Source organism: Olsenella absiana (genome assembly GCF_036408855.1).
Taxonomy (GTDB): domain Bacteria; phylum Actinomycetota; class Coriobacteriia; order Coriobacteriales; family Atopobiaceae; genus Olsenella_K; species Olsenella_K absiana.
Window position 1 is genome coordinate 321,030 of record NZ_JAZGJQ010000002.1, and the last position, 25,525, is coordinate 346,554.

Consider the following 25,525-nt stretch of genomic DNA (forward strand, 5'->3'; position numbering starts at 1 on the left):
CAGCAAGGTCACCCGCCTGCAAGCCGAGAAGCCCCGCCGCAGGTGGGTTGGCCCGTACGACAAGCTTCGTGCCAGCTTTCCGCAGGCCCAGGCAAGGTCTCTCCCCCTCCGGCGCGCTAGAGTTCCCCTCACGTTCACCCGCATCGTGAGGAGGAGCCCATGGCGCTCGTATGGTCGAAGGAGAAAGTCGCGCTCCAGATAGACGACGACCCGGCGTCGGAGCCGTTCGACGGACCCGACGACTGGACGGTCATCCACGTCACGACGGCCCAGCTGGAGAGCTACGAGGGGTGTCAGGAGGTCGTGAGCCACCTGAGCCAGGCGCTCGGAGCCAACCTCGCGACCGACGCGGGGGACGAGCTCTCCCCGGACGCCGACGGGGTGCCCTGGCGCCTCGGCGCCCTGGGCGGCCTCGACTTCCCGCAGGAGGGCCCCGCGGCCTTCGGGGAGCTCGAGGACGCGTTCGCGGACGTCTGCGTTGATCAGACCGGCTACGGGGACGAAGCGGACTTCGGGGACGAGGCCGACTTTGGAGACGAGGAGATCGTGCCCTGGGACGAACGCCTGCCCGAGGGCTCCGTGCGAATCGTCCGGGGGCGTCAGATGAGCACCCCGGAGTTCCTCTACCTCCGCAAGGCCTCAGAGCTCGCCCCCCGCCGGCTCGCCCAGCTCGGCATGGAGCTCTGCGGGCTCTACGCCACCGACCACCTCGACGACCCCCGCAACTACCGCGTCTTCGGGGACAGCGTCTGCACGATACGCGGGCTCAAGGCCTACCTGCGAGGCGCACGCGGCCTGCCTGGATACGACCAGGCCATGGACGCGCTCGCGCTCGTGGCCGAGGGGTCCCACAGCCCCATGGCGAGCTACCTCTTCCTGCTCCTGACCCTCCCGCGCGAGATGGGCGGCTATGGCCTCGAGAGGCCCATGATCGGGGTCGACTACCAGCTGACGGAGACCGACGCCCCGGACGCACCGAGCACGGAGGGCCCCTACGAGGCCTACGACCTGTGCTGGCCGGACAGGGGCGTGGCCCTCCAGTACGTGGGCGAGACCCCTCCCTCCTGGAGGGACCTGCACTCCCTGACCGTGCCCAACCTGCTCGACCTCAAGGTCGTCTGCGTCACCTGCGCCCAGGTGGCGAGCGTCGCGGCCTTCGACGAGGCCGTGCGCGAGCTCTGCCGCCACCTCGGCGTGACCCTGCCCAACGAGTCGCTCGACTTCATCGTGGCGCGCGCCTCCCTGCGCGACGAGCTGGAGTTCCCCTCCTACGACCACATGTGCGCCACGGCCCGAGACGCCCACTGCCACGAGCTCGTGTAGCGGTCGGTGGCGTGCGCGGCGACTGAGGGGGCCCGCCACCCCAGGGCGGGGGCGGCGGGCCCGGATCGGCTGGACCTTGGCGGAGCGGCGCGCTACCTCTCGCCTGCCGCGCGCCTCTCCTGGTACTCCTCGGCGAGCCTCTGCTGCACGTCGTGCGGCACCTGCTCGTAGCCGCTCAGCTCGAGCTCGAACTCGCCCGTGCCGCGGGAGAGCGAGCGCAGGCGCGTGGAGTAGTCGGTGACCTCGGCGTAGGGCACGGTCGCCTCGATGGTCGTGTACCCCGCCTCGGAGCCGGTGGCGGCCGTCATGCCCTCCACGCGGCCGCGGGAGGCGGAGATGTCGCCCATCACGGAGCCGGCGTAGCTGTCGGGCACCGTGATCTCGAGGTGCGCCATCGGCTCGAGCAGGACGGGCTCCGCCTGGCCCACGGCCTTCTGGAAGCCGATGCGGGCGGCCGTCTTGAAGGCCATCTCGTTGGAGTCGACGGGGTGGTAGGAGCCGTCGTAGACCGCGACCTTGATGTCGATCATCGGGTAGCCGGCGAGCACGCCGTCGGCCATGGTCTCGCGGACGCCCTTGTCGATGGCGGGGATGAAGTTGCGCGGGATGTGGCCGCCGACGACCTCGTCCACGAACTCGTAGCCCTGCCCAGGGTTGGGCTCAACGCGCAGCCAGCAGTCGCCGAACTGCCCGGCGCCGCCGGTCTGCTTCTTGTGGCGTCCCTCGGCGCTCGCGACGCGGCGGATCGTCTCGCGATAGGGGATCTTGAGCTTCACGGTGTGCGCCGTGATGCCCACGCGGTCCTCGAGGCGGTCGAGCAGGACGCTGACCTGCGCCTCGCCGATCGCGGAGATGACCGTCTGGCCGGTGTCCTCGACGCGCTCGACCTTGAGGGTCGGGTCGGCGTCCGCGGCCTTGTCCAGGAAGGTGTAGAGCTTGTCCTCGGTGCCGCGCTTGTCGGGCTCGATGGCGATACGGTAGAGCGAGTTGGGGAAGCGGAACTGCGCCGCCTCGACCTTGCCCGTGACCGAGAGGGTGTCGCCCGTGATGGCCTCGAGCTTGGGCACGACAACGATGTCGCCGGAGGCGGCCGACTTCACGTCCTGGGTCTCCTTGCCGCACATGAGGTAGAGGTGGCCGAGGCGCTCCGCCTTGCGCGTGCGGGCGTTCGTCAGCTCCAGGCCGGGCTCCAGCGTGCCCGCAAGCACCTTGAGGAAGGAGAGGCGCCCGTTCTGCGGGTCGTTGAGGCTCTTGAAGACGAAGGCGACGGGGCGGTCGTCGTCCGGGGAGATGTCGAGCTGCTCGCCGTTGACCAGCGGGATGCGCCCGAAGTCCGCCATGGTCGGGAACCAGTTGACGATGGCGTCGAGCAGCGAGACGACGCCCTCCTCCTTGACGCAGGAGCCGGCGAACACGGGCACGAAGACGCGCTCGCGCAGCGCGCGGGCGAGAAGCCCCTCGAGCTCCTGCTCGCTTATCTCCTCGCCCTCGAGGTACTTCATCATGAGTTCGTCGTCCACCTCGACGACCAGGTCGACGAGGTCGGCGCGGGCGGAAGCTGCCGCGTCGGCGAACTCGGCGGGAACGTCCGTGACCTCGGGCTTGCCGTCCACGAGGCGGCGCGCCTTCTGGTGCACGACGTCGATGACGCCAGAGAACGCCGAGCCGGTCCCCATGGGGATCGTGACGGCGCCGAGGCGGTTGCCGAAGTGCTCGCGCAGCGACTCCATGGCCAGGTCGAAGTCCGCGTCGTCCTTGTCCAGGCGGTTCACGAAGACGGCGCGCGCCACCGAGAGCTCGTCCGCGGCGAACCAGAGGCGGGTGGTGGTCGTCTGCGGGCCGGTGGAGTCGACCATGAACAGCGTCGTCTCGCCGGCGCTCATCGCCGCGTAGGCGTCGCCCACGAAATCGGGGTAGCAGGGCGCGTCGAGCACGTTGATGCGCGTGTCCTCCCAGGTCACGGGCGCGATCGTCGTGGAGATGGAGAAGCCGCGGGAACCCTCCTCCGCGTCGTAGTCGAGCGTGGGCTTTGTGCCGGCGTGACCGCCCAGGCGGGTGGTCCTTCCCGTGAGGTGCAGCATCGCCTCGGCCAGCATGGTCTTGCCCACGCCGCCTTGGCCCACAAGGACCACGTTCTTTACCTTCTCGACTCTGCCTGCCATGTGATGCCTCCTTGAGCTGCTCAGGTCGGCGACGGCCACAGGCCCGGAACGCGGACGCGGCCACACCTCGGCTATCGCCCTGCCACATTGCCACGCATCGGTGCGCCTCGGAAGCGGGTCCCAAGCGCATAACCAAGACCTTACCCAAGGCGGCAGCGACCCTGCGGCGCGCGTCGGGTTGGCGGTTGTCATCAAACGTCGACGGCCGGGCCCTCCTGCGGGCGCCTGAAGTCGAGTACCATTGACGCTGCGTGTGGCGCGCGGGCCGGGGCCTGACGTGGTGGCACACGGGGGCACGAGGCGCGAGTGCGGCAAGCCTGCGGACGGGCGACGTGGCGACACGAAAAAGGGGCCCGCGCCTTCGCGCGAGCCCCTTCGCAATGACGTGTCGCCGACACCTAGTCGAGGACGGCCTCGTTCTCGGTGTCCATCTCCATGAGCATGCGACCCTTCTCATCCTGCGAGACCGTCGACATCTTGTCGGCGTAGATCTTCTTGCCCGTGGGATGCTCCTCGAGCCAGAGCTTGTTGGCCGTGGGCGCCCAGCTGGCTGCGTAGGGCGCGGTGCGCTCCTCGATGCTCTCCGGGGTGACCGGGGTGACGTACTCGGTGCAGTGGGCGCCGGCCTCCTTGACCATCTCGGGCAGCATGGTCGGGTTCTCGAGCATGGGGCAGGGCTGGAGCATGTTGTCGTTCCAGGGGTAGCGGGAGCGGTAGGCCTGGAACATCGGCTGCTTGAGGCAGTCGAGCCAGGAACCGTCGCGGATGTTGGCGTTGGAGTAGTGGATGAAGACGCAGGGCTCCACGTCGCCGCGGGCGTTCACATGGCAGTACACGCGACCGCCGGCGATGCAGCCGCCGACGTACTCGCCGTCGTTCTGGAAGTCCATCGCGAAGATGGGGTAGCCGCCCTCGAAGCCGCGGACCTCGCGGATGCGGTGGAACATGTACTCGCGCTGCTCGGGCGTGGGCATGAGGTCTGCGCTGGCGCCCTCGCCGACGGGCATGTAGTGGAAGTACCAGGCCCAGCGGCAGCCCTTGTCGACCAGGAGCTGGAAGAACTGGTCGGAGGAGACGCGCTCGGTGTTGGCGCGGGTGTAGCAGGTGGAGGTGCCGTAGAGCAGGCCATGCTTCTTCATGAGGTCGAAGGCGCGCATGACCTCCTCGAAGGAGCCGTCGCCGCGGCGGCCGTCGTTGACGCTGGCCTCGTAGGACTCGAGGGAGACGGAGAAGACGATGTTGCCGAGCTCCTGGACCTTCTGGCAGAAGGCCTCGTCCACCAGCGACGCGTTGGTGAAGATGTTGAAGATGCAGTCGTTGTGCTTCTCGGCCAGCTTGAGGACGTCGCCCTTGCGGACGAGGGGCTCGCCGCCGGTCAGCATGAACAGGTGGGTACCGAGAGCGGAGGCCTCGGTGATGAGCTTGTCGCACTCGTCGTAGGTGAGGTTGAGACGGTTGCCGTAGTCGGCGGCCCAGCAGCCCACGCAGTGCTTGTTGCAGGCGCTCGTCGGGTCGAAGAGGATGATCCAGGGCACGTTGCAGCCGTTCTTGGCGGCGTTCTCGGTGCAGGTGCGCAGGCCGCGGAAGGCGGCCTCGTAGCCGCCGTTCATGATCGCGGTCTTGAAGACGTGCGGGTCGGTGTTGTCGATGACGTCGAACAGGAAGTCCTCCCACTTGCCACCGGGGTAGAGGGCGGTCTTGAGGCCGCGAACGACGCCGGGGGCCGTGTCCTTGAGGAGCTTGCCGGCCATGTCGACGACCTTGTCGACCTTCTCGGCACGGTCCTCGCCGGAGGCCGCCTTGAGCGCCTGGTCGATGACGACGCTGAAGGCCTTCCGCTCCGCCGCGTGCGCGATCTTGGACTGCATGACGATTACCTCTTTCTCTCCGGTCGTCCCTCTGACGACCCGGGCGGCGCGCCGCCCGAAAGGCTGGTTGCAACGGCTTTGGGCGACCGGAAAGGGATGCGCCGCGCTGCTTTTGTCGGGATGGTGCGCGAGGCGTCCGCACGGTCTCCTGCCTGCGTATCCTGTACGACGGACGCGCCTGTCCCAGCAAATGCCGTCAGTCTACTCTCTTCGGGGAGTAATTGCACATGCCGTGCGCTTAACTTCGAATGCGACGTTAAGCGACCTCTCGTGCGGAGCTAATAACGAAACCTTTTGCGCCGCCCACGTCTCTTATCCATCCGATGTGTCGCATTTGCTGTGCAGAATCTTCACAGGAGCCCGTGACGGAGCGGCGCGGTCGCAGCGGCGCGGGCGCTCGTCTACACTGGTTGGCATGGGATACAAGACCTACACCTGCCCGATAGCGCGTCAGTGCGGTGGCTGCGAGTGGCTCGCGGTCCCCTACCCCATACAGCTGAGGCGCAAGCAGGAGGCGATGGAGCGCCTCTTCGCGGACGTGCTGGGCGAGGACGGGGCGGAGCTCTCGCCCGTCTGTGGCATGGAGGAGCCCGTGGGCTTCCGTCATAAGGCCGCCAGCCCCTACGCACCCGGCCCCTCGCGCGCCCAGCGGCACGGTCACGGACGCGCGCACATGAGGGCGGGCTTCTACGCCGCCGGCACGCACCGCATCGTCCGCTGCGACGGCTGCCTCGTCGAGGACGCGGGCCTAAGGCAGGTCCTGAACGACGTGGCGCGCGTCGCGGACGGGCTGGGCATCAGACCCTACGCGGAGGACCGCGGACAGGGCACGCTCAGGCACGCCGTCGTCCGCAGCGGCTGGGCCACGGACGAGACGATGCTCGTGGTCGTCACGAACGGGGAGCTGCCGCGCTCGCGCGAGTTCGTCTCCCTCATGCGCGAGCGGCATCCCGAGCTGACCACGATCGTGCAGAACGTCAACACCAGGCGCACCAACGCCATCCTCGGCCGGCAGTGCCGCACGCTCTTCGGCCCCGGGGTGATGCACGACAAGCTGCTGGGATGCACCTTCGAGATAGGTCCCACGAGCTTCTACCAGACGAACCCCGCCCAGACGGAGCGCCTGTACTCGCTCGCCATCGCCGGAGCCCGCCTCGAGGACGGCATTCGCGTGCTCGACGCCTACTGCGGCACCGGGACCATCGGCATCTGCGCGGCGGCCGCCGCGGCGCGCGAGGGGAGGCGCATCGAGGTCACGGGGGTCGAGTCCGTCCCGGGGGCCGTCGCGTGCGCCCAGCGGAACGCCCGCGCCAACGGCCTCGAGGACCGCTGCGGGTTCGTCGCAGACGACGCCACCCACCACATGCGCTCGCTCGTGGCCCCCAACGGCGCGGGGGCGCCCGACGTGGTGATCCTGGACCCGCCGCGCGCGGGCTCGACGCCGGAGTTCCTCCGGGGCGTGGTCGACCTCGCGCCGAGGCGGGTCGTGTACGTGAGCTGCAACCCCGAGACCCAGAGGCGCGACCTCGACGAGCTGCGCCAGGGCGGCTATCGCCTGGAGTCGCTCGCGCCCGTCGACCTGTTCCCGCACACCAAGCACGTCGAGACCGTCGCGACCCTCGTGCGCGGCGACGGGCGCTAGGGCGCCGAGGCCGGCGCTACGCCTCGATCTTCTCGCACAGGGCGGCGAGCCAGGCCACCTGGCGCACGTTGTCGGCGATGCGCCTGGAGCTCTCGTGCCACTTGGCGACCTCGGCCTCGCTCATCTCGGGCACCACGACCCGCTCCACCCCGCCGGCGCCGATCACGCACGGCAGCGACTCGTAGATGCCGCTCACGCCGTAGGCGGAGCCGTCCATGTAGGTAGAGACCGGGGTAAGGAGCTTGGTGTCATTGAGGACGGCCCTCACGACCTCGACCGTCCCGCTGGCGATGGAGTACTCGGTGCAGCGCTTGCCCGACATGGTGACGTAGCCGCCGCGGCGGGCCTCCTCCTCGAGCGCGTCGCGGTCGAGCTCGAGGCCGAGGGCGCGCTCGACCTCGGCGGGCGCGAGCGAGCCGAAGGAGACGTGCGACCAGAGCGCGAACTCGCCGAGGCCGTGCTCGCCCAGCATGAGGGCGCTGACCGAGTGGGGGTCGAGTCTCGTGGCGCTGGACAGGGCGTGCCTGAAGCGCGCGCTGTCCAGCGTGGTGCCCGAGCCGATGACGCGTCCCGGCTCGGTCCCGGTCAGCCTCTGGATGGCGAGCGCCACGACGTCGTTGGGGTTGGAGACGCTGACCCAGACGCCCCCGAAGCCCGCGTCGGCGACGCGCCGGGCGAAGGTGCGCACCTCGTCCGTCGTCACGTGGAGCTCGCCGTCGCGCGACTCGGCCGCCGCGGCCACGTGCCCGGCGGCGTTCACGACCACGTCGCAGCCGGCCAGCTCCTCGTAGCGCGCGTCGACCCCCACGACGCGCGCGGCGTGGGGGTAGAAGGCCATCGCGTCGAGGAGGTCGTTGACCTGGGCGCGGCACAGCGCCACGTCCTTGTCGCACAAGAGGAGCTCGCTCACAAGTCCCTGGCGGAGAAGGGCGTCGGCCACGTGGGCCCCCACGTGACTCGCGCCGATGATGCCCACCCGTGCTGCCATGCTGCTCCCTTCGCGGCGCCGGCGTGCGCATGCCCGCCGGCGCCCTCCTCGCCCCGAGACCCTCGCCTACGCGGGGTCGATCACGACCTTGCGGCCCTCGACGTGCACGCGGCCCTCGGCGAGCAGCTGGATGGTGTCGGGGTAGAGCTCGTGCTCGATCTCGTGGATGTGCGCCTCGAGCTCGTCTACGTCCCAGCCCTCCTGCACGGCGAGCGGGCGCTGCGCGATGATGGGGCCGCAGTCGTAGCTGTCGTCCGCGAAGTGCACCGTCACGCCCGTCACCTTGACGCCGTAGTCGAAGGCGTCCTGGATGGCGTGCGCCCCCTTGAAGCTCGGCAGCAGCGCGGGGTGCAGGTTCACGACGCGATTCTTGAAGGTCTCGAGGATGGGCGCGTGGACCATCCTCATGTAGCCGGCCATGATCACGTAGTCCACGCCGTGGCGCTTGAGCTCGGCGGCGATGATCTCGTCGGCGGTCAGCGGGTCAGCGTAGAGCTCCTTGGAGATGGTGAGCGTCTGGATGCCCGCCGCCTCGGCGCGCTTGAGCCCGAAGGCAGACGGCCGAGAGCTGACTACGAGCTCGACCGTGGCGTCGAGCGTGCCGGCGGCGATGCGGTCGATGATCGCCTGCAGGTTGGTGCCGGAGCCGGAGACGAGCACGCCGAGCTTGATCTTGTGCGAGCCGCTCATCGGTAGACCACCTTGCCCTCGCCCTCAACGCACCTGCCCATGACGAACGGAGCGAGGCCCTGCGCCTCGAGCTTCTCCGTGACCTCGGCCACGTCGGCGGCGTCGCAGATGACGCTCATGCCCACGCCCATGTTGAAGGTCTTGTACGCCTCGTCGGGCGTGAGCTCCGCCGCCTTGGCGCAGTAGGTGATGATGGGGGGCACGTCCCATGCCGGGCCGCCGGCGCCGCCGCGGTCGACAAGGGCGTCCACGTTCGCGGGGAGCGCGCGGTTGAGGTTCTCGGTGATGCCGCCGCCGGTGATGTGGGCCATGGCCTCGATCGGGGCGCCCGCACGCAGGGCGGACATGAGCTTGCCGGCGTAGATGGTCGTCGGGCGCATGACGGCGTCCGCGACCGACTCGCCGAGCTCGGGCAGGGGCCGCTCGAGCTCCTCGACGCTCCTGCCCTCGATGGCGACCTTGCGCACGAGGGAGTAGCCATTGGAGTGGATGCCGCTCGAGGGCAGACCGAGGATGACGTCTCCGGCCTTGACCTTGTCGGGACCGATCATCTTCGGGCGGTCGACGACGCCCACCACGAAGCCGGCCAGGTCGTAGTCGTCCGGCCTCATGACGCCGGGATGCTCGGCCATCTCGCCGCCGACGAGGGCGCAGCCACTCAGGCGGCAGCCCTCGGCGATGCCGGAGACGATCTTCGCCACGTGCTCGGCACGGAGCTTGCCGATCGCGATGTAGTCGAGGAAGAAGAGCGGCTCAGCGCCGATGGGCACCACGTCGTCCACGCACATGGCGACCAGGTCCTGACCGACGGTCTCGTGGCGGTCGAGCAGCTGGGCGATCGCGAGCTTGGTGCCGACGCCGTCCGTGCCGGAGACGAGGACGGGGTCCTCCATGTCCTTGAAGCCCCTCATGGAGAAGCAGGAGCCGAAGCCGCCGAGGCCGCCGATGACCTCCGGCCTGTTGGTGGCCTTGACCGCCTCCTTGATGGCGTCTACCGCGCGGGCGCCCTCGTCGACGTCCACGCCGGCGTCGGCGTACGTGATGTGTCCTGCCATTATTCGTCCTCCTCGTTGCTGGTGAGTACGTCTTCGATCTGCATCCGCGAGGCCCTCGAGGCCCTCGAGAGGTTCTGGGGCTCGTAGCCGTCGAGGAACTTGCCTGCGGAGAAGGCCGGGGGGATCTCGACCGGGTAGCGGCCGGTGTAGCACGCGTCGCAGTAGCCGTCGGTCGGCACGCTCCTGAGCAGGCCCTCGAGGGAGAGGAACGCGAGGGAGTCCGCCCCGATGAAGTCGCAGACCTCCTCGGGGTCCTTGCGCGCGCTGATGAGCTGGCTCTGGACCGCCGTGTCGATGCCGTAGAAGCAGGGCCACTTGACCTCGGGGCAGTTGATGCGGACGTGGACCTCCTTGGCGCCGGCCTCCTTGAGCATGCGCACGATCTGCTTGGAGGTCGTGCCGCGCACGATGGAGTCGTCCACCATCACGATCCGCTTGCCCTCGACGTTGTCGGGCAGGGCGTTGAGCTTCATGCGGACGCCCATCTCGCGCATCTCCTGCGTGGGGGCGATGAAGGTGCGGGCGACGTAGCGGTTCTTGATGAGGCCCTCGCCGAAGGGAAGCCCCAGCTCGTGGGCGAAGCCCTCCGCAGGGGGCAGGCCGGAGTCCGGGACGCCGATGACGAGGTCAACGTCGGCCGGAGCCTCGCGGGCGAGCTGGCGGCCCATCTCGTAGCGCATCGAGTACACGGAGCGGCCGTTCACGACGGAGTCGGGTCGCGCGAAGTACACGTGCTCGAAGATGCAGGTGGCGCAGGCCCTGGGCTCGACGGCCTGCTCGGAGACCACGCCGTCGTCGGAGATGCGGATGACCTCGCCGGGGCGGACCTGGCGCTGGAACTTGGCGCCGATGATGTCGAGGGCGCAGGTCTCAGACGCGACGACCCAGGAGTCGTCGTCGAGCTTGCCGAGGACGAGCGGGCGGATGCCGTGCGGGTCGCGGAAGGCGTAGAGCGCGTTCTCGCGGACGAGGGCCATCGCGTAGCCGCCCTCGATCATCTCCATGGCGTTGCGGATGCCCTCGCGGATGTGGCTGGTCTGCTCCGTGAAGTAGCCGATGAGCTTGGCCGCCACCTCGGAGTCCGTGTCGGAGAGGAATGGCACGCCCAGGCGGATGAGCTCGAGGCGCAGCTTGTCCGAGTTGACGAGGGTGCCGTTGTGCGCCAGGGCGATGATCACGTCGCCGATGGTCGAGAGGTGCGGCTGCGCCGCCTCCCAGCTGCGTGCGCCCGAGGTGCCGTAGCGCACGTGCCCCACCGCCACCTTGCCGGGCATGGCGGCGAGGTCCGCGTCGGAGAAGATCTGGCCGCAGAGGCCCAGGTCCTTGCGGACGAGAACCGTCTGGCCGTCTCCGACCGCGATGCCCGCGGAGTCCTGGCCACGATGCTGGAGGGCGCGCAGCCCGAAGTAGGTCAGGCGCGCGACGTCGCGCCCCGGTGCCCAGATGCCGAAGACGCCGCACTCCTCGTGGATGGTCTCGGCGTCGTCGGTGACCACGTCGAAGTCCAAACCGTCTCGCTCGTCTCTCAAGCTCGTCCTCCAAGCGTTCGTTTTCTGATCGGGTGGCCCCGCTGGTCCGGGGCTGGCTATGAGCTTACGCCCGGGCCGGGACCTGAGACCTCGGACTTCGGGACGCACACGAGAATCGACCTGCCGTCCTCCTCGTCGTACTGGCAGGTGGAGAGCGTCATCACGTGCTCGGTCGAGGCGATGAGGCCTGCCGCGTCAGCGCGGGCGGCACTCGCGGAGCTCAGCTTGCCGGTGAGGTAGGAGTGGAAGTCGTCCGTGGTCGGGAAGGCGAACTGCCGGACAGTCTCGTCGGTCCCGACCGTCTTGTAGAGCATGAGCGGCTCGAGCTCGAAGTTCTCCTGCTCCGTGCAGTACCAGACCGTGTCGACACCGTCGAAGGTGGCCTGGTTAGCCATGTCCGCTACGGTCTTGAACATGGAGCCGTTGCGCTGGTGATGGCCGTAGATGATGGTCTGCTCGTCCACCATGCCCGGCGCCGTGTTGAGGTGGTCCATGAAGATCTGCCCGCCGTAGGAGAAGCCCCCATAGGCGCTGTGGTCGAGGTAGTACTCGTTGTCCGAACCCTGGTAGACGGGGTAGTTGACCACGGTGTTGGGAATGTAGACCCAGCCGACGACGTCGGGGTTCACGGCCTTCAGCGCCGCCCAGTCGACCTCCGGGGGGCCGCCTGCGCCCTCGGGGAGCTTGGCGTAGACCGCCAGCTTGGCGTTGTTCTCCTCGTTCTGCTGGTAGCGCTGATCGTTCTGGAACCAGATGACCCCCGCGGCGACGAGGAGGGCGACGCCTGCGAGGAGCAGCAGGTTGGCGATGACGCGCGAGGCGCGATGCTTCCGCCTTCCGTCCTGGCTTGCACCCTGTCCGGCCTCGGCGCCGGCGTCCTGCTTGTAGTGGGCACCCTTGGGCATGTGACTCCTTGTCCGAGGGCCTGAGGGCGCCGCCCTCAGGCCCTCGGCATCCCGAGCGGCGAGAACCCCGCCCGCCTAGGCCTCGGCCATCTCCTGCTTGAACTTGACGATGACCTCGCGCCACGTGGGGTCGGTCGCACCTAGGATCTGCGTTGCGTAAATGGCCGCGTTCTTCGCACCGCCGATGGCGACGCAGGCGACGGGGACGCCCGAGGGCATCTGCACCATCGAGAGAAGCGAGTCCATGCCGCCCAGGTCGCTCGTCTTCATGGGGACGCCGACGATGGGGAGCGGCGTGTAGGCGGCCACGACGCCGCCGAGGTGGGCGGCCTTGCCGGCGGCGGCGATGATCACCTTGATGCCGCGGTCGGCTGCGGTGGAGGCCCACTCGTGCACCTTCGCGGGGGCGCGGTGCGCAGACGCGACGACGAGCTCGTACGGCACGCCGAACTCCTCGAGCTGCTTGGTGCACCCCTCCATGGCGGGCATGTCCGACTTGGAACCCATGATGATACCGACGAGCGGCTTGTCTGCCATTGCGACCTCCGAGTCTATGGCCTTGGTCCGTGGTCCGCGTGCAGCGACGCCTGCGCCTCGCGCGGTGCGGGCGCCCCTGGGGCGCCCCGGCGACGGTCCTTAGTATACGTGCAAAATCATCCTACGGACGGCCGGGGAGGCGCCGGACGGGGCGCCGGAGAGAACCGACTGTTAACATCTGTCGAGACTGGCACCGCAGCATCCCCCTCGCAGGGGTGCCTTCCTATACTCAGCGACAGCGTAGGTCCAGCAGTCCACGTGAAAGGAAAACCTATGGGCAATGCAAGGAAGCTCGCCGCGAGCGAGCTCAGGCTGTTCGAGCGCAAGGGCGAGGTCGAGCCGCGCGTGGCCGCGGTGCACGACCTGTGCGGCTACGGCAAGTGCTCCCTGGGGGTGGCGATTCCGGTCCTCTCCGCGGCCGGCTGCGACGTCTGCCCCGTTCCCACCTCGCTCTTCTCGGCGCACACGCGCTTCCCCAAGTTCTACATGCACGACACCACGGGCATGCTCAACGACTACCTCGACGCCTGGCAGGAGGAGGGCATCCAGCTCGACGCCATCTACTCCGGCTTCCTCGGCAGCGCCGAGCAGGTCGGCGTGATTCGCCGCATGTACGAGGAGTACCCAGGCGCGCTGCGCATCGTCGACCCCGTCATGGGCGACGGCGGCGAGAAGTACCCCACCTACACCGACGAGATGTGCGAGGCGACGAAGGGTCTGGTGGAGGGCGCCGACGTGCTGACACCCAACCTCACGGAGGCCCACATCCTCACCGGCATCGACTACGAGGGCCAGGACGTGAGCGACGAGTACGTCCACCGTCTCATGGACGCCCTGCTCGAGATGGGCGCGAAGAACGTCGTGGTCAAGGGCGTCGCGCGCGGCGATGGCATGATCCGCAACTACCTCGCGGGCCGCGACGTCGAGTTCGAGGAGGTCGCAGGCGAGATGAGACCCTTCATGCTGCACGGCACGGGCGACCTCTACGCCAGCGCTCTGCTCGCCGCCATCATGGCCGGCCGCGACCTGCACGAGGCCGTCTCCTTCGCGGGCAGGTTCGTCTACGACGCCATGGGCATCACGCCCGCCCAGCCCGACTACGAAGTGCGCGGCGTCAGCTTCGAGAGCAAGCTCGGCGAGGTCGCAGCCCTGCTCGCATAGGCGCGAGGTCCGCGCCGGACGACCCGGACGGCGTCCGGCGCGGCTTCCCGGCCAGGAGTGAGGCGCCTGAGCGGGCTGCCTCCCCTACTGGCCGGAGGCGGTCCCTGCCGAATCCTTCGACGCGGTCGCAGGGGAGCCGTCCGAGGTCGCGTCCTTGGCGGAGTCCGTAGATGAGCCGGTCGCGGCATCGCCGGTAGCGGCCGCTGCCGCCGCGTCCTTCTCGGCCTGGGCTGCGTCCTTCGCGGCCTGGGCCTCGGCCTTCTGCTGCTCCACCGTCTCCGTGGGGTTGGTCCCCGTCTCGTCGCCGAAGCCGAGGATCGAGGTCGGGGTAAAGCGGTTTGTGATCTGCTCGCGCAGGACGTCCTGCATGTTCTCGTCGATGCCGGTGATGGTGCAGTTGAAGCGCACGCCGCCGTCCTCCGTGTAGGTCTTGGTCCAGACGAACGTCATAAGCGACGTGAGGTTGCCGGACGGCTTCACGAAGCCGAAGAACGAGCTCGTGGCGATCTTGCCCTGGGCGTCCAGGTAGACCTGCACGTGGTAGGTGACCGTGTTGATGTTCTGGTTGAGCAGGGCGTTGGTGGAGAAGGCCGCGGCCTGCACCTGCGAGCCCGCGAGCGCCTCGAGCACCGTCTCGGAGGTGGTGTCGATGACCGTGACCTCGACGCGGCCGGCGTTCTCGTCCGCCTCCTGGACGCTGAAGTCCTCGGGGAACTGCGTGAAGCCGTTGCCCCACTCGACGCCGCCGCGCAGCGCGCTGGCGACCGTGCGGACGTTCACGTTGGTGGAGAGGTTTGCGGTGTTGGACCTCCGCACGTACCCGAAGACGAGCTGCGTGCCCACGATCAGCACGAAGAAGCCGACCACGAAGATGGCGGCGGCCTTCGCGATGGTCTTGCCGACGTTGGAGCCGGAGGGGTCGTCCGCGGAGAGCGGGTCGATGTCGACGCCGGTGCCCGTCAGGTGACGGTGGCGGCGCTGGCGCTGGGCCGTCTCGACGTTGGTGTGGCCCGTCTCGTCTACCTTGCTGAAGAGCTCCTCGGCCTCGTCGGCCGTGAGCGAGTTGGTCTGGACTCTGGCTATCTCCCGCTTGTTCTTCCTAGACATGAAGTCTCATCCCAATGCAGGTAGCGTATAGGGCGACGAGCGTCGGCCGAGGCCTGGCTCGCGGGCTGTGAGGACGCGATCTTCCGGAGAAGCTCCGCGGGCACCAACACAGAATCACGTTCAGTATACGTTAACGACGCGCACGTCGCGCGAGGGTCGGCGCATGACCCAAAGCTACATCGCGTGCGGCTCGGCCGCCGGGTCCGGCGAGAGCCGGCTGACCACCGCGTCGCAGACGAGGGCACCGACGACGGTCTTTGCGTCCTCGATCTTGCCGTCCAGCACGGCGTCGATGAGCTCGGGAACCTCCACCAGGTCGACGTTGATGAACTCGTCCGCGTCGGGCGCGCTCCTCTCGAAGCTCAGGCCCGTCGCCATGTAGATGTGGATGAGCTCGTCGGAGAAGCCGACGCTCGGGGCGATCGTGGTGAGGTAGGCCATCTTGCCCGCCACCATTCCCGTCTCCTCGAGGAGCTCGCGGGAGGCGCAGGCGAGGGGGTCCTCCCCCGGTGCGAGCTTCCCCGCCGGGATCTCGACGGTCACGCGGTCGAGGGCGCAGCGGTACTGCCTGACCAGGCAGATGCGCCCGTCGTCGGTGAGGGCGACGACGGCGACCGCCCCCGGGTGCCTCACCACGTCGCGTATCGCAGGACGGTCGTCGGGCAGGCGGGTCCGCAGGCGGTCGACGTCGAAGATCTTGCCCTGCCAGACGACGTCCTCGCTCTCGATGCTCTCGGCTAGCTCTCCGTCGCGCGGGTCGTCGTCCCCCAGCACGAGCGCGCGGCGGCGCGGGGCGCCCGACTCGTGGGTGTGGGAGGAGCGGTCGCCGTCGAAGGTGTAGGCGTCGGCGGCCTCCCCGATGCTGTCCGCCGCACGGACGAGGTCGCCCATGGTAGGCAGCCCCAAGTCGCCGTGGGACTCGTCTGCCCCGGGTGCGCGCACGGCCTCGCATTCCTCCGCAGCCTCGTGCGCGTCCTGGCTCTCCAAGGACCCGTCCTTCTCGCTCGGCTTTTTTGACACGGTCTTCCTCCCAACCAGAAGCACGGCGCCGAGGCGCCGTGCGTTCGTAGTACGTAAGCTGGATTATGATGCTGCAATCGCAGCATGCAAGCCGCGTTCGTCCACTGAGAGCAGGCGTGCTGCGATTGCAGCACGCTTGCGAGACGACGCGGCGGACACGCTCCTAGAGGTTGGCGCGGCCCTTGATGGCCTTGATGCCGATGTCGTGGCGGTAGCTCTTGCCCTCGAACCAGATCTTGTCGCACGCGGCGTAGGCGTTGTTGCGCGCCTCCTCGAAAGTGGGCGCCACTGCCGTCACGTCCAGGACTCGCCCGCCGTCCGTGAGGACGTCGCCGTTCTCCGCGAGGCGCGTGCCTGCGTGGTAGACGGAGATGCCGGGCAGCGCGTCAGCCTCGTCGATGCCGTAGATCTTCTTGCCCTTCTCGTAGGGCCCGGGGTAGCCCGCGGACGCGAGGACGACCGAGACGGCCCAGTCGTCGTCCCAGCCGATCATGTCCTCGCTCAGGGTGCCGTCGTCGCACGCGAGGAAGCACTCGACGAGGTCTCCCTTCATGCGCGGCAGCACGACCTGGGTCTCGGGGTCTCCGAAGCGGGCGTTGAACTCGAGGACCTTGGGGCCATCCTTGGTGAGCATGAAGCCGCCGTAGAGGCAGCCGGTGTACTTGATACCCTCCTTTGCGAGCTCGGCGACCACCTTGCGCTCGATCTCCACCATGGTCTCAAGCTCGCCGTCCAGCAGGATGGGGACGGGGCTGTAGACGCCCATGCCGCCGGTATTGGGTCCCTTGTCACCGTCGTAGGCGCGCTTGTGATCCTGGCTCGTGGCGAGGGGCACCAGCGTCTTGCCGTCCGTGAGGGCGAGCAGGCTGCACTCGGGCCCCTCAAGCATCTCCTCGACCACGACGGTGCTTCCGGCCGCACCGAACCTGCCACCGAAGCACTCCTCGACGCCCTCGAGCGCCTCCTCGGTCGTCTGTGCGACTATGACGCCCTTACCGGCGGCGAGGCCGTCGGCCTTCACGACGCAGGGACCGCCGAGCTGGCGGACGTACTCGACGCAGGGCTCCTTCTCGGTGAAGGTACGGTAGGCGGCCGTGGGCACGCCGGCGCGCATCATGACGCCCTTCGCGAACTCCTTGGAGCCCTCCATCCGGGCGGCGTCGCCGTTGGGGCCGAAGGCCGCGATGCCCTTGGCGCGGACTGCGTCGGCGACGCCGGCGACGAGGGGCACCTCGGGACCGATGACCACGAGGTCGATGCCGTTCTTCTCGGCCCAGTCGGCCACGGCGTCGGGGGAGTTGGGGTCGACGTCAGCACGCTGCGCCATCTTGAGCATGCCTCCGTTGCCGGGGGCGACGAAGAGCCTCCCCGCGCGCTGCGACTGCGCGAGCTTCGCCAGGATGGCGTGCTCGCGACCGCCGGCGCCGAGAAGCAGGATATCGACCTTGTTCTTACCAGCCATCATGCCCTCCATCTGTCTTTGTCAAGGGGCCCCGGGCGTACCCGGAGCCCCTGCTCTCAGTCTCGTTCTAGCCTAGTGCCAGTAGCGGTCGATCGTCTGCTCGCGGTCCGGGCCGACGGTGATGATGCTCACCCGCACGCCCGCAAGCTGCTCGAGGAAGTCGATGTAGTCCTTGGCCTCGCGCGGCAGCTGGTAGAAGTTGCGCACGCCGGAGATGTCGCACTTCCAGCCGGGGAGCGTCTCGTAGACGGGCTTCGCGTGGTAGAAGACGCTCTGGTGCTCCGGGACGGTCGTGTAGCGCTTGCCGTCGCACTCGTAGGCGACGCAGACCTTGATCTCGTCCAGGCAGCCGAGGACGTCGAGCTTGGTGATCGCGAGGTCCGTGAGGCCGTTCACGCGGGCTGCATAGTTGACGACCACCGCGTCGTACCAGCCGCAGCGGCGCTTGCGCCCCGTCGTGACGCCGTACTCGTGGCCGACCTCGCCGAGCTTGTCGCCCACCTCGTCATAGAGCTCGGTCGGGAAGGGGCCGGAGCCGACGCGCGTGAGGTAGGCCTTGGCGATGCCGAGCACGCGGTTGATGTTGGTGGGGCCGACGCCCGAACCGGTCACGGCTCCGCCGGCGGTGCAGTTGGAGCTGGTCACGAAGGGGTAGGTGCCGAAGTCGATGTCGAGCATCGTCGCCTGGGCGCCCTCGAACAGGATGCTCCTGCCGCTCTCGAGCTGCTCGTTCAGGAACAGGGAGCTCTCGACGATGTAGGGGCGGATACGCTCGGCGTAGGGGAGGTAGGTCTCGCAGATCTGGTCGACCGTATAGGTGGGCAGGTCGTAGACCTTGGAGAGGATGGGGTTGGTGTACGCGAGGGCCGCCTCGAGCTTCTCGCGGAAGATGTGCTCGTCGAGCATGTCCTGCACGCGCAGGCCCGTGCGGTTCATCTTGTCCATGTAGGTGGGCCCGACGCCGCGCTTGGTCGTGCCGATGAGGTTCTTGCCGAGCTTCTTCTCGTGCGTCCCGTCGAGGTCCTTGTGGTACGGCATCACGATGTGGGCGTTACCGGAGATCTTGAGGTCGTCGCAGCTGATGCCCTGCGCCTCGAGGGTGTCGATCTCACCGAGAAGGACCTCGGGGTCGACGATGCAGCCGTTGCCGATCACCGGGTAGGTGTCGGGGTACATGACGCCGGAGGGAACCTGGTGGAGCGCGAGCTTGTGGCCACCCGCCACCACGGTGTGGCCGGCGTTGGCGCCTCCGGCGTAGCGGCAGACCACGTCGTAGTCACCGGAGATGAGGTCGGTGACCTTACCCTTCCCTTCGTCGCCCCACTGGGTACCAACGAGAACATCTGCAGGCATCGCGTTTCCTCTCAAGACAGTGTGTACGTGCGTCGCCGGGCCGCTCGAGCGAGCGGCAGCTCCCAGTATATCCCATGCGTATTTCCCGCTTGAAACCTCCGTCCCTACGCCTCGTGGTGGGTGTCGACCTCCACGAACTTGGTGGACCCGGGCAGGAACATGAGCGGGACGATGTCGAGGGGACCCGAGCGGTTCTTGGCGATGATGAAGTCCGTCACGTCCTTGTCGGGCCTGTCCTCGCGCTCCGCCTCCTCGTCGGTCATCGAGCGGTCAAGGAGGATGACGATGTCGGCGTCCTGCTCGATCGAGCCGGACTCGCGCAGGTCCGAGAGCTGGGGGCGCTGGCCCTTGCGGTCCGTGACCTGACGGTTGAGCTGGGAGAGCGCCACGACGGGGACGTCGAGGTCCTTCGCCATGATCTTGATGCCGCGCGACATCTCCGAGACCTCGGTGGCACGGCTGTCGGCGCGGTGACGACCGGCGGGGGGCGAGAGGAGCTGCAGGTAGTCGATGATCACGATGCCCTTCTCCTTGCCGTGAAGCATCCTGCGCGCCTTGGCGCGGATCTCCGTCACGGTGGTGCCGGGCGTGTCGTCGATCATGATCTCGAGCTGCGAGAGGTCCTTGGTCGCCTCGAGAATCTGCGGCCACTGGTTGTCGCGGATGTTTGCCGAGCGAATGTCCATGAGGCCGATGCGGGCTTGCGCCGAGAGCAGGCGTTGCGCGATCTCCATCTTGCTCATCTCGAGCGAGAAGAAGGCCACGGAGGCCCCTCCTGCGGCCGCATTGACGCAGAGGTTGAGCGCGAACGACGTCTTGCCGACGCCCGGGCGGGCGCCGATGACGATCATCTGGCCACCGCGGAGACCGAGCAGGCGCGAGTCGATGCCGGGGTAGCCCGTCTGGACGCCGAACGTGGTGTCACCGCTTGCGGCCATCTCGCCGAGGTCGTTGTAGAGCTGCTCCATGACCTCCTCGAGCGTGGAGTAGTTGCTCCGGATGTCTCGGTCTGTGACCGAGAGGATCATGCGCTCGGCCTGGTCCACGACCTCCTTTGTGTCCTCCGGGGCGTCGAAGGCGAGGGCGCTGATCTGTGCGGAGGCGGCGATCATCTGCCTCAGCGTGGCGTCGCGGCGCAGAATCTCGGCGTGGTGGCGCCAGCTCGCGAGGGCGAACGTGTTGTTGCCGAGGTCGAGCAGGTAGGGCATGCCGCCGACGCGCTCAAGCTCGCCCGTGGACCTGAGATAGTCCGCCAGGCTCACCGGGTCCACCGGCATGCTCTTGGTAAAGAGGTCGGACATCGCCTCGAAGATCTTGCGGTTCGAGGGGATGTAGAAGTCGTCCGGGGAGAGCTCGACGAGGCAGTCCTGGAGGGCGTCCGTCGAGATGAGCATCGCAGAGAGGACTGACTTCTCCGCCGCGGCGTCCTGGGGCATCACCGCGTCACCGGGCAGTGTGGCGCGCGTCGGGTTGATGTCGAGGTTCTCTGGCAAGAGGTCTCCTTGTTACAGTGCCCGTCATACGGGCGGCGCTCGTCCCCGCGGTCGCGCATTGGGCAAGCCACGCCTAAAGCCTACACCAAGCGCATCCGCAGATAGCAGCCGCTCGTACGCACCGCAGGCCGATATGGTCAAACCGGCAGTTTGCGCCGGTAATCGGCCTATATTTGTCGTAGAGAAAAGGCCTCCCTTCCCCGCCGCAGGGACGAGGACGGGAGGCCTGTGAGTCACAACGCGTGTTCGAAGCGCCCTTTACCAGCGACTCTTGTAGGCATCTCGCCTGCAGGACGCCCCGGGCGCTACTCCTCGGGCGCGGCCTCGGTCTCAGCCTCGGCGGCCTCGGGCTCGGCGGCCTCTGCCGCCTCCTCCTCGACCTTGGGCTCGTCGCCCACGAGGACGGTCACGTTCGCCGTGATGTCGCGGTAGAGGTTGACGCCAACCTCGTGGCGGCCGGCGGTCTTGATCGCGGCGACGCGCTCGATGCGCTTGCGGTCGACCTCGACGCCGAGCTCGTCCTTGATGGCGGCGGCGATCATGGTCGAGGTGACGGAGCCGAAGAGCTGGCCCTCGTCGCCGATCTTGGCGTCGACCTTGACGAGCTTGCCGTCAATGGCCTCCTTGATCGCGTTCGCGTCGGCGATGCGCTTCTCCTCGCGCTTGGCAATGCTGTACCTGCGCTGCTCAAGCTGCTTCAGGTTACCAGGGGTGGCAAGCTGAGCGATCTTGTTGGGGATGAGGTAGTTCTCCGCATACCCCTGGGCGACGTCCACGACGTCGCCCTCGCCGCCCTTGCCCCTGAGCTCACCCAGAAGGATGACTTTCATGGGACACTCCTTTGATATGTCGGCCTTGGCCGACGTTCGAAACTAACTCCGGGACTCGCTTCCTCCCCGGCTGATTCCATGGCCAAGCTGCCTGAAATCCGCCAGGGCGTCCACCAGGCCCACCACGCACATCACATAGAACGAAGACTCCAGGTACAACCCGAGCAGGATGAGACAGGCACGCAGGAGGTATCCGACCTCATACTTCTCGCAGAGCCACCTCACGAGCGCGAACCCCTGAACCATGTAGGCAAGCCTCATGCCGAGCAGGAAGTTCGCCCCGACGGCCACGAGGAGCGAGTTGCCGCCAGCCAGGTAGGTGCCACCCGCCAGGCAGGCGAGGCTCGCAAGCACGAAGGCGACCGTCCAGAAGGGCAGGGAGAACTCCGAGAAGCTCCACCCGGCGCCCTTGACCTCGCGCCCCGCTTCCTTGCCCGCGCTCCTGACGCCGGCGTATGCCGCCGCATGGGCGCAGACCACGAAGACGAGAGCCGCGACGAGGCAGGCCTGTGGCCAGAGCATCTCGACGAACGACTCGATGCTCGAGATCTGCGACCTCTGCAGGAGCGTCAGCCCCGAGGTGTTGGCCCCCTGGACCACAGAGGCGAACAGCGCTGCCGGGGTCGTCCCGACAAGTTTCGCCTCCAGGACCATGACCAGGGCGAGAAGGCCGGCGCTCGCTGCGGTCGTGGCAGAGAGGAGCAGGGACGCGCGCCTGCGCGAGAAGAGCGCATAGGTGACCATCGCCACGACGAGCAGGATGTTGACCTGCTCCGCCACGATGTCCAGGGCGCTCTCTGCGCCGAGCAGCACGACGCCCGCCGCCAGGGTCGCCGCAATCCCCAGGACGAGGTATCCCAGACCCCGCCTGGAGAGGCCCCTCCCCTCTCCTCCGGCGATTCTCCCGTAGCCGTAGGCCGCGGGGATGCTAGCGAAGACGGGGACGAGCAGCGATGCCATCATGCCGAGGACGCACCAGAGCCACGCGGTGTCCCTACGCCTCCTCGGCTTGCTCAGGCCCTCGCTCGAGGGTGCGGCCAATCTGTCTTCCACGCTGAACCCCCTTGGGGGCTCGGGTATTCCGTTGTCACTACGTTCTATGTGGAACACGTGCCTTGTGGTCCGTCTACCCGCGGCTACGGCCACCGCGGCTGGAGACCACGGAGACGGTGTAGGGCAGGAGGGCCATAACGCGCGCACGCTTGATCGCAAGCGCGATGTCGTGCTGATGCTGCGTGCAAGCGCCAGTGACGCGGCGCGGCTTGATCTTGCCGCGGTCGGTCATGAACTTACGGAGAAGCTGCACATCCTTGTAGTCGATGTACTCGGTCTCCTCCTTGCAGAACTGGCAGTACTTGCGGCGCGGCTGACGCTGAAATTCTTGCTTCTGTCGACGCTGAGCCATGTCACAATGCCTTTCTCTGGGCGCCTCGTAGGCGCCTCTAAATTAGAACGGGATGTCCTCGTCGTACACGTCCGCCGCAGGCGGGGTGCTGACGGGGGCGTGGGAGGCGTCCTGGGGCGCGGCCTGCTGCGGCGCGTTGTACGCCGGCTGGCCGTAGGACTGGGAGCCGTAGGAGGGAGCGCCCTGGTAGTCCTGGGGCGCCGCACCTCCCCGCTGCTGGTTGCGCGGGGAGAGGAACTCGACCTCGTCGACGACGACCTCGAGCTTGCTCCTGCGCTGACCGTCGCGCTCCCAAGAGCTGTAGCGAAGCTTGCCCTCGATGGCAACCTTCGAGCCCTTGCTCAGGAAGCGGCTGAGAGCCTCCGCTCGAGCACCGAACACGACGCAGTCCACGAAGTTGGGAACGTCCTCCCACTCATTGGTCTGCGGGTTACGACGACGGTCGTTCACGGCGACGCCGAAGGTCAGGACCTGAGTGCCGCTGCCCGTCGCACGCAGCTCCGGATCGCGGGTGAGGTTACCTGAGATGTTTACCCTGTTGATGCTCACAGCCACCACTGCCTCTCGTTCGCGGGCACGCATGCCCGCCCGCCACGCTTACTCCTTGTCGTCACGACGGACGATCATGTGACGCTTCACAGCGTCGTTGATGCGCAGGACTCGGTCGAGCTCCGCGATCTGGGTGGGATCTGCGTGGAAGTTGATGAGGATGTAGTCACCCTCGGTGAGGCCGTCGATCTCGTAGGCGAGCTTGCGCTTGCCCCAGTCCTCGACGCTGTCGATCACGCCACCGTCGGTGGTCACCGCAACCTCGATGCGCTTGGAAACGCCAGCGCGAACCTCCTCGGTTGCAGCAGGGTCGACGAAATACAGCAGTTCATAAGCCTTCATACTGTCACCTCCTCTGGGCTAATGGCTCCGGGACGTGAAGGTTTGCACCCGGAGCAGGAAAGGTACGGTGTGCAATCCTACCACACCTCCCGTCGACTCCCGCAAACTCGCAGTTCCTCCACCTTCTCCCTCGCATCCCCACACAGAGCCTACCGCGACGTGCGAAGCCGCCCTCGCCCGCCGCTTGCGGCACCCTGGCAGCAAGCGCACCAGCAGGGGCGACAAGCTCGGTCGTTTCCGCGTAGCTTGCACGGAGTCAGCTTTCTTAGGTTCGGACTTGCGGCGCTCAGGTGCCGCGGGGGTTGTCGAGTCAGATAGTGGGGGGGGTGCCGCGCACCTGGCGCACCACCCCCCACGTCAATGTCTGTTCTCGTCTCTTCCGACCGGTGCGGAGGTCGAGCTACTCGGAGGCGGAGGGCTCGTCATGGACGTCCGTTGCGTCATCGGCAGACGTGAAGTCCCGCGGCTCGGCCGGTGGCTCGACCGGCACGGTGGGCGAGGCTCCCTGCTCGGCATCCGTCTCCGTGGCCCGCTCGCCTTCGGTGGGCGCGGAATCGACAGGGGGCAGGGGAGCAGGGGAGCAGGCCGTCGGTTGGTCGTCCTTGTCGGTCCTGTCCATGACCCCCGAAGGCAGGGGGTCGTCGCTCGTCCCCCAGCGAGGAACGTCGAACTGCCGGAACCAGAGGCCGGTCGCGGTGGTCGCCAGCAGGGTCATGACCTCGTCCACGACGGCCCCGACGTACCACCCGATAAGCACGACGGGCGCCGTGCCGACGAGCATGGAGACAACCTGGTCGAGGATGTAGGTCTCGAGGTATGCCGACCCCATGCCGTAGCCATACCCGTACAGGTCGTTGGTGAGGAAGGCGATCCTCATGATGCTCGATGCAGACATCATGATGACCACGAGGAAGAACACCATCCCGACGGCAGCGACGATCAGACCTCCCAGGAGCTCGATGCCGAGGATGCGGAGAAGCCCGTTGGGGTCATGCCGCACCATCTCCCAGATCCTGCTCGCCTTGTAGCCAGCGCCCGCCCTCTGGTAGATCGTCGCCCTCAGCATCGATACCATGAGCCACAGCTCCAGCGCGAAACCGAGGACGAGCGAGAGGACGCCCACGAGCGCGGCCGCGGCCTCCGACCCCTCAGACGCGGCGGAGAGCAGCCAGGTAAGGGCCACGTAGGCGGCGGACCAACCCAGGGCGACAAGGAAGGCGCGCCAGCCGCTGGCAATGCACGCGCCCACCTTCACGTCCTTCTGCTTCGGTGCCGAGTCGATGCCCCAGGCCGTGAGGCGCGCCCACTCCTGCTCGTACCCGCACACGCCAAGCGGGCCGGCAATCGGCACGAGCTTCGCGATCGCAAGGACCAGGACGGGCTTGACCCAGCCCTTGTCCTTCGTAAGTAGCGCCCAAGATCGGGAGAGGTACTTCGTCGGCGAGAATCCATCGGTTCTGTCTGACATCGGCCTTCCTCTCTGTGAGACGTCTCTCAATGAGCCAGTTACTTCATCTATGGTAGCCGACTCCGGCCAGATTACCTTGTGAGCGGGATGAGCAGGACGCCCCGGACGCGACCGGAGCTACCGGGACGAGGTGGCGCAAAAGACCCGAGACAAAAAAGCCGGCTCGTAATGAGCCGGCTCAAAGGCAAATGGCGGAGGAGGAGGGATTCGAACCCTCGTAGCACCGAAGTGCTAAACGGTTTTCGAGACCGCCGCATTCAACCACTCTGCCACCCCTCCGTAAGGGTGACGCGGCGCCCCATCTGGGACGGGGCGCCGCGTGGATTTACTGGCGGAGAGTCTGGGATTTGAACCCAGGATACGCTTTAGGCGTATACACGATTTCCAATCGTGCTCCTTCGGCCACTCGGACAACTCTCCGTAAATACCGCGAGGGATAGTATACACGAGTCCAGTCGCTTCTCGACGAGAATTTTACCGAGTTTCGAGATCCCTCGACCGATAGCGAGCATGGGTGGATTGAATTTGTAAGCGCAACACTGCATTCCGAAGCGCAACGTTTGCATCAAGTCCTGCAGAATGCGGCGGAAGCGTTGCGGCAAGGCGTGCAATTCGGCCTTCCGGAGGGCCCTGGGC

At 67.5% G+C, this 25,525-nt stretch carries 22 protein-coding genes and 2 tRNA genes; 3 read left to right on the forward strand and 21 right to left on the reverse strand.

What is annotated here, in order from left to right; all coding sequences use genetic code 11:
- Positions 1–159: 159 nt before the first annotated feature.
- The gene (locus VXJ25_RS03295) at positions 160–1,323 is read left to right on the forward strand and encodes a hypothetical protein (protein WP_330957792.1); all 1,164 of its coding nucleotides are present in this window, start codon (positions 160–162) and stop codon (positions 1,321–1,323) included.
- A gap of 92 nt (positions 1,324–1,415) precedes the next feature.
- Here VXJ25_RS03295 and fusA read toward each other — a convergent pair whose 3' ends face one another.
- Positions 1,416–3,485, reverse strand: coding sequence for an elongation factor G (fusA, locus tag VXJ25_RS03300; protein ID WP_330957793.1), 2,070 nt, complete (start codon positions 3,483–3,485; stop codon positions 1,416–1,418).
- Positions 3,486–3,883: 398 nt separating this feature from the next.
- Positions 3,884–5,353, reverse strand: a complete 1,470-nt coding sequence (locus VXJ25_RS03305) for a radical SAM protein (protein WP_330957794.1) — start codon at positions 5,351–5,353, stop codon at positions 3,884–3,886.
- A gap of 415 nt (positions 5,354–5,768) precedes the next feature.
- Between VXJ25_RS03305 and rlmD the strand changes: the two genes are divergently transcribed.
- Positions 5,769–6,995: a 23S rRNA (uracil(1939)-C(5))-methyltransferase RlmD gene (gene rlmD / locus VXJ25_RS03310; protein ID WP_330957795.1), complete on the forward strand. Its 1,227-nt coding sequence runs from the start codon at positions 5,769–5,771 to the stop codon at positions 6,993–6,995.
- A gap of 16 nt (positions 6,996–7,011) precedes the next feature.
- On the opposite strand, the gene VXJ25_RS03315 is transcribed toward rlmD, so the two are convergent.
- From VXJ25_RS03315 to purE, 6 genes are all read right to left on the reverse strand, one after another.
- A complete protein-coding gene (locus tag VXJ25_RS03315) occupies positions 7,012–7,983 on the reverse strand; it encodes a lactate/malate family dehydrogenase (RefSeq protein ID WP_330957796.1) in 972 nt (323 codons plus the stop codon).
- 66 nt (positions 7,984–8,049) lie between these two features.
- On the reverse strand, positions 8,050–8,673 hold the full coding sequence (gene purN / locus VXJ25_RS03320; protein ID WP_330957797.1) for a phosphoribosylglycinamide formyltransferase: 624 nt from the start codon (positions 8,671–8,673) through the stop codon (positions 8,050–8,052).
- Positions 8,670–9,728, reverse strand: coding sequence for a phosphoribosylformylglycinamidine cyclo-ligase (gene purM / locus VXJ25_RS03325; protein ID WP_330957798.1), 1,059 nt, complete (start codon positions 9,726–9,728; stop codon positions 8,670–8,672). Before purM ends, purN begins: the two co-directional genes overlap by 4 nt.
- A complete protein-coding gene (gene purF, locus VXJ25_RS03330) occupies positions 9,728–11,257 on the reverse strand; it encodes an amidophosphoribosyltransferase (RefSeq protein WP_330957799.1) in 1,530 nt (509 codons plus the stop codon). Before purF ends, purM begins: the two co-directional genes overlap by 1 nt.
- A gap of 56 nt (positions 11,258–11,313) precedes the next feature.
- Complete coding sequence (locus tag VXJ25_RS03335; RefSeq protein ID WP_330957800.1) at positions 11,314–12,162, reverse strand: class B sortase; 849 nt, start codon at positions 12,160–12,162, stop codon at positions 11,314–11,316.
- A 75-nt stretch (positions 12,163–12,237) separates the two neighbouring features.
- A complete protein-coding gene (gene purE / locus VXJ25_RS03340; RefSeq protein ID WP_330957801.1) occupies positions 12,238–12,699 on the reverse strand; it encodes a 5-(carboxyamino)imidazole ribonucleotide mutase in 462 nt (153 codons plus the stop codon).
- A gap of 273 nt (positions 12,700–12,972) precedes the next feature.
- On the opposite strand from purE, the gene VXJ25_RS03345 reads away from it, so the two are divergent.
- A complete protein-coding gene (locus tag VXJ25_RS03345) occupies positions 12,973–13,860 on the forward strand; it encodes a PfkB family carbohydrate kinase (RefSeq protein ID WP_330957802.1) in 888 nt (295 codons plus the stop codon).
- A gap of 84 nt (positions 13,861–13,944) precedes the next feature.
- Here the strand turns inward: VXJ25_RS03345 and VXJ25_RS03350 are convergent, their stop codons facing one another.
- The 13 genes from VXJ25_RS03350 to VXJ25_RS03410 form a co-directional block, all read right to left on the reverse strand.
- A complete protein-coding gene (locus VXJ25_RS03350; RefSeq protein WP_330957803.1) occupies positions 13,945–14,967 on the reverse strand; it encodes a hypothetical protein in 1,023 nt (340 codons plus the stop codon).
- A gap of 174 nt (positions 14,968–15,141) precedes the next feature.
- Positions 15,142–16,011, reverse strand: a complete 870-nt coding sequence (locus VXJ25_RS03355; RefSeq protein ID WP_330957804.1) for an NUDIX hydrolase — start codon at positions 16,009–16,011, stop codon at positions 15,142–15,144.
- 139 nt (positions 16,012–16,150) lie between these two features.
- Positions 16,151–17,452, reverse strand: coding sequence for a phosphoribosylamine--glycine ligase (purD, locus tag VXJ25_RS03360; protein ID WP_407941904.1), 1,302 nt, complete (start codon positions 17,450–17,452; stop codon positions 16,151–16,153).
- A 69-nt stretch (positions 17,453–17,521) separates the two neighbouring features.
- A complete protein-coding gene (locus VXJ25_RS03365; protein WP_330957806.1) occupies positions 17,522–18,802 on the reverse strand; it encodes an adenylosuccinate synthase in 1,281 nt (426 codons plus the stop codon).
- A 104-nt stretch (positions 18,803–18,906) separates the two neighbouring features.
- Positions 18,907–20,238, reverse strand: a complete 1,332-nt coding sequence (gene dnaB / locus VXJ25_RS03370) for a replicative DNA helicase (RefSeq protein ID WP_330957816.1) — start codon at positions 20,236–20,238, stop codon at positions 18,907–18,909.
- Positions 20,239–20,600: 362 nt separating this feature from the next.
- Positions 20,601–21,125, reverse strand: coding sequence for a 50S ribosomal protein L9 (rplI, locus tag VXJ25_RS03375; RefSeq protein ID WP_330957807.1), 525 nt, complete (start codon positions 21,123–21,125; stop codon positions 20,601–20,603).
- A 42-nt stretch (positions 21,126–21,167) separates the two neighbouring features.
- Positions 21,168–22,178 (reverse strand): DUF2232 domain-containing protein, encoded by a 1,011-nt coding sequence (locus VXJ25_RS03380; RefSeq protein WP_330957808.1) that lies wholly within the window; start codon positions 22,176–22,178, stop codon positions 21,168–21,170.
- A gap of 73 nt (positions 22,179–22,251) precedes the next feature.
- A complete protein-coding gene (gene rpsR / locus VXJ25_RS03385) occupies positions 22,252–22,530 on the reverse strand; it encodes a 30S ribosomal protein S18 (RefSeq protein WP_330957809.1) in 279 nt (92 codons plus the stop codon).
- A gap of 42 nt (positions 22,531–22,572) precedes the next feature.
- On the reverse strand, positions 22,573–23,079 hold the full coding sequence (gene ssb, locus VXJ25_RS03390; RefSeq protein WP_330957810.1) for a single-stranded DNA-binding protein: 507 nt from the start codon (positions 23,077–23,079) through the stop codon (positions 22,573–22,575).
- Between the two features lie 48 nt (positions 23,080–23,127).
- The gene (rpsF, locus tag VXJ25_RS03395) at positions 23,128–23,421 is read right to left on the reverse strand and encodes a 30S ribosomal protein S6 (protein ID WP_330957811.1); all 294 of its coding nucleotides are present in this window, start codon (positions 23,419–23,421) and stop codon (positions 23,128–23,130) included.
- Positions 23,422–23,821: 400 nt separating this feature from the next.
- Positions 23,822–24,889 (reverse strand): DUF4013 domain-containing protein, encoded by a 1,068-nt coding sequence (locus VXJ25_RS03400; protein ID WP_330957812.1) that lies wholly within the window; start codon positions 24,887–24,889, stop codon positions 23,822–23,824.
- A 189-nt stretch (positions 24,890–25,078) separates the two neighbouring features.
- Positions 25,079–25,168 (reverse strand) — tRNA-Ser (locus tag VXJ25_RS03405).
- Between the two features lie 50 nt (positions 25,169–25,218).
- Positions 25,219–25,309: transfer RNA gene (locus VXJ25_RS03410), tRNA-Ser, on the reverse strand.
- Positions 25,310–25,525: the final 216 nt, after the last annotated feature.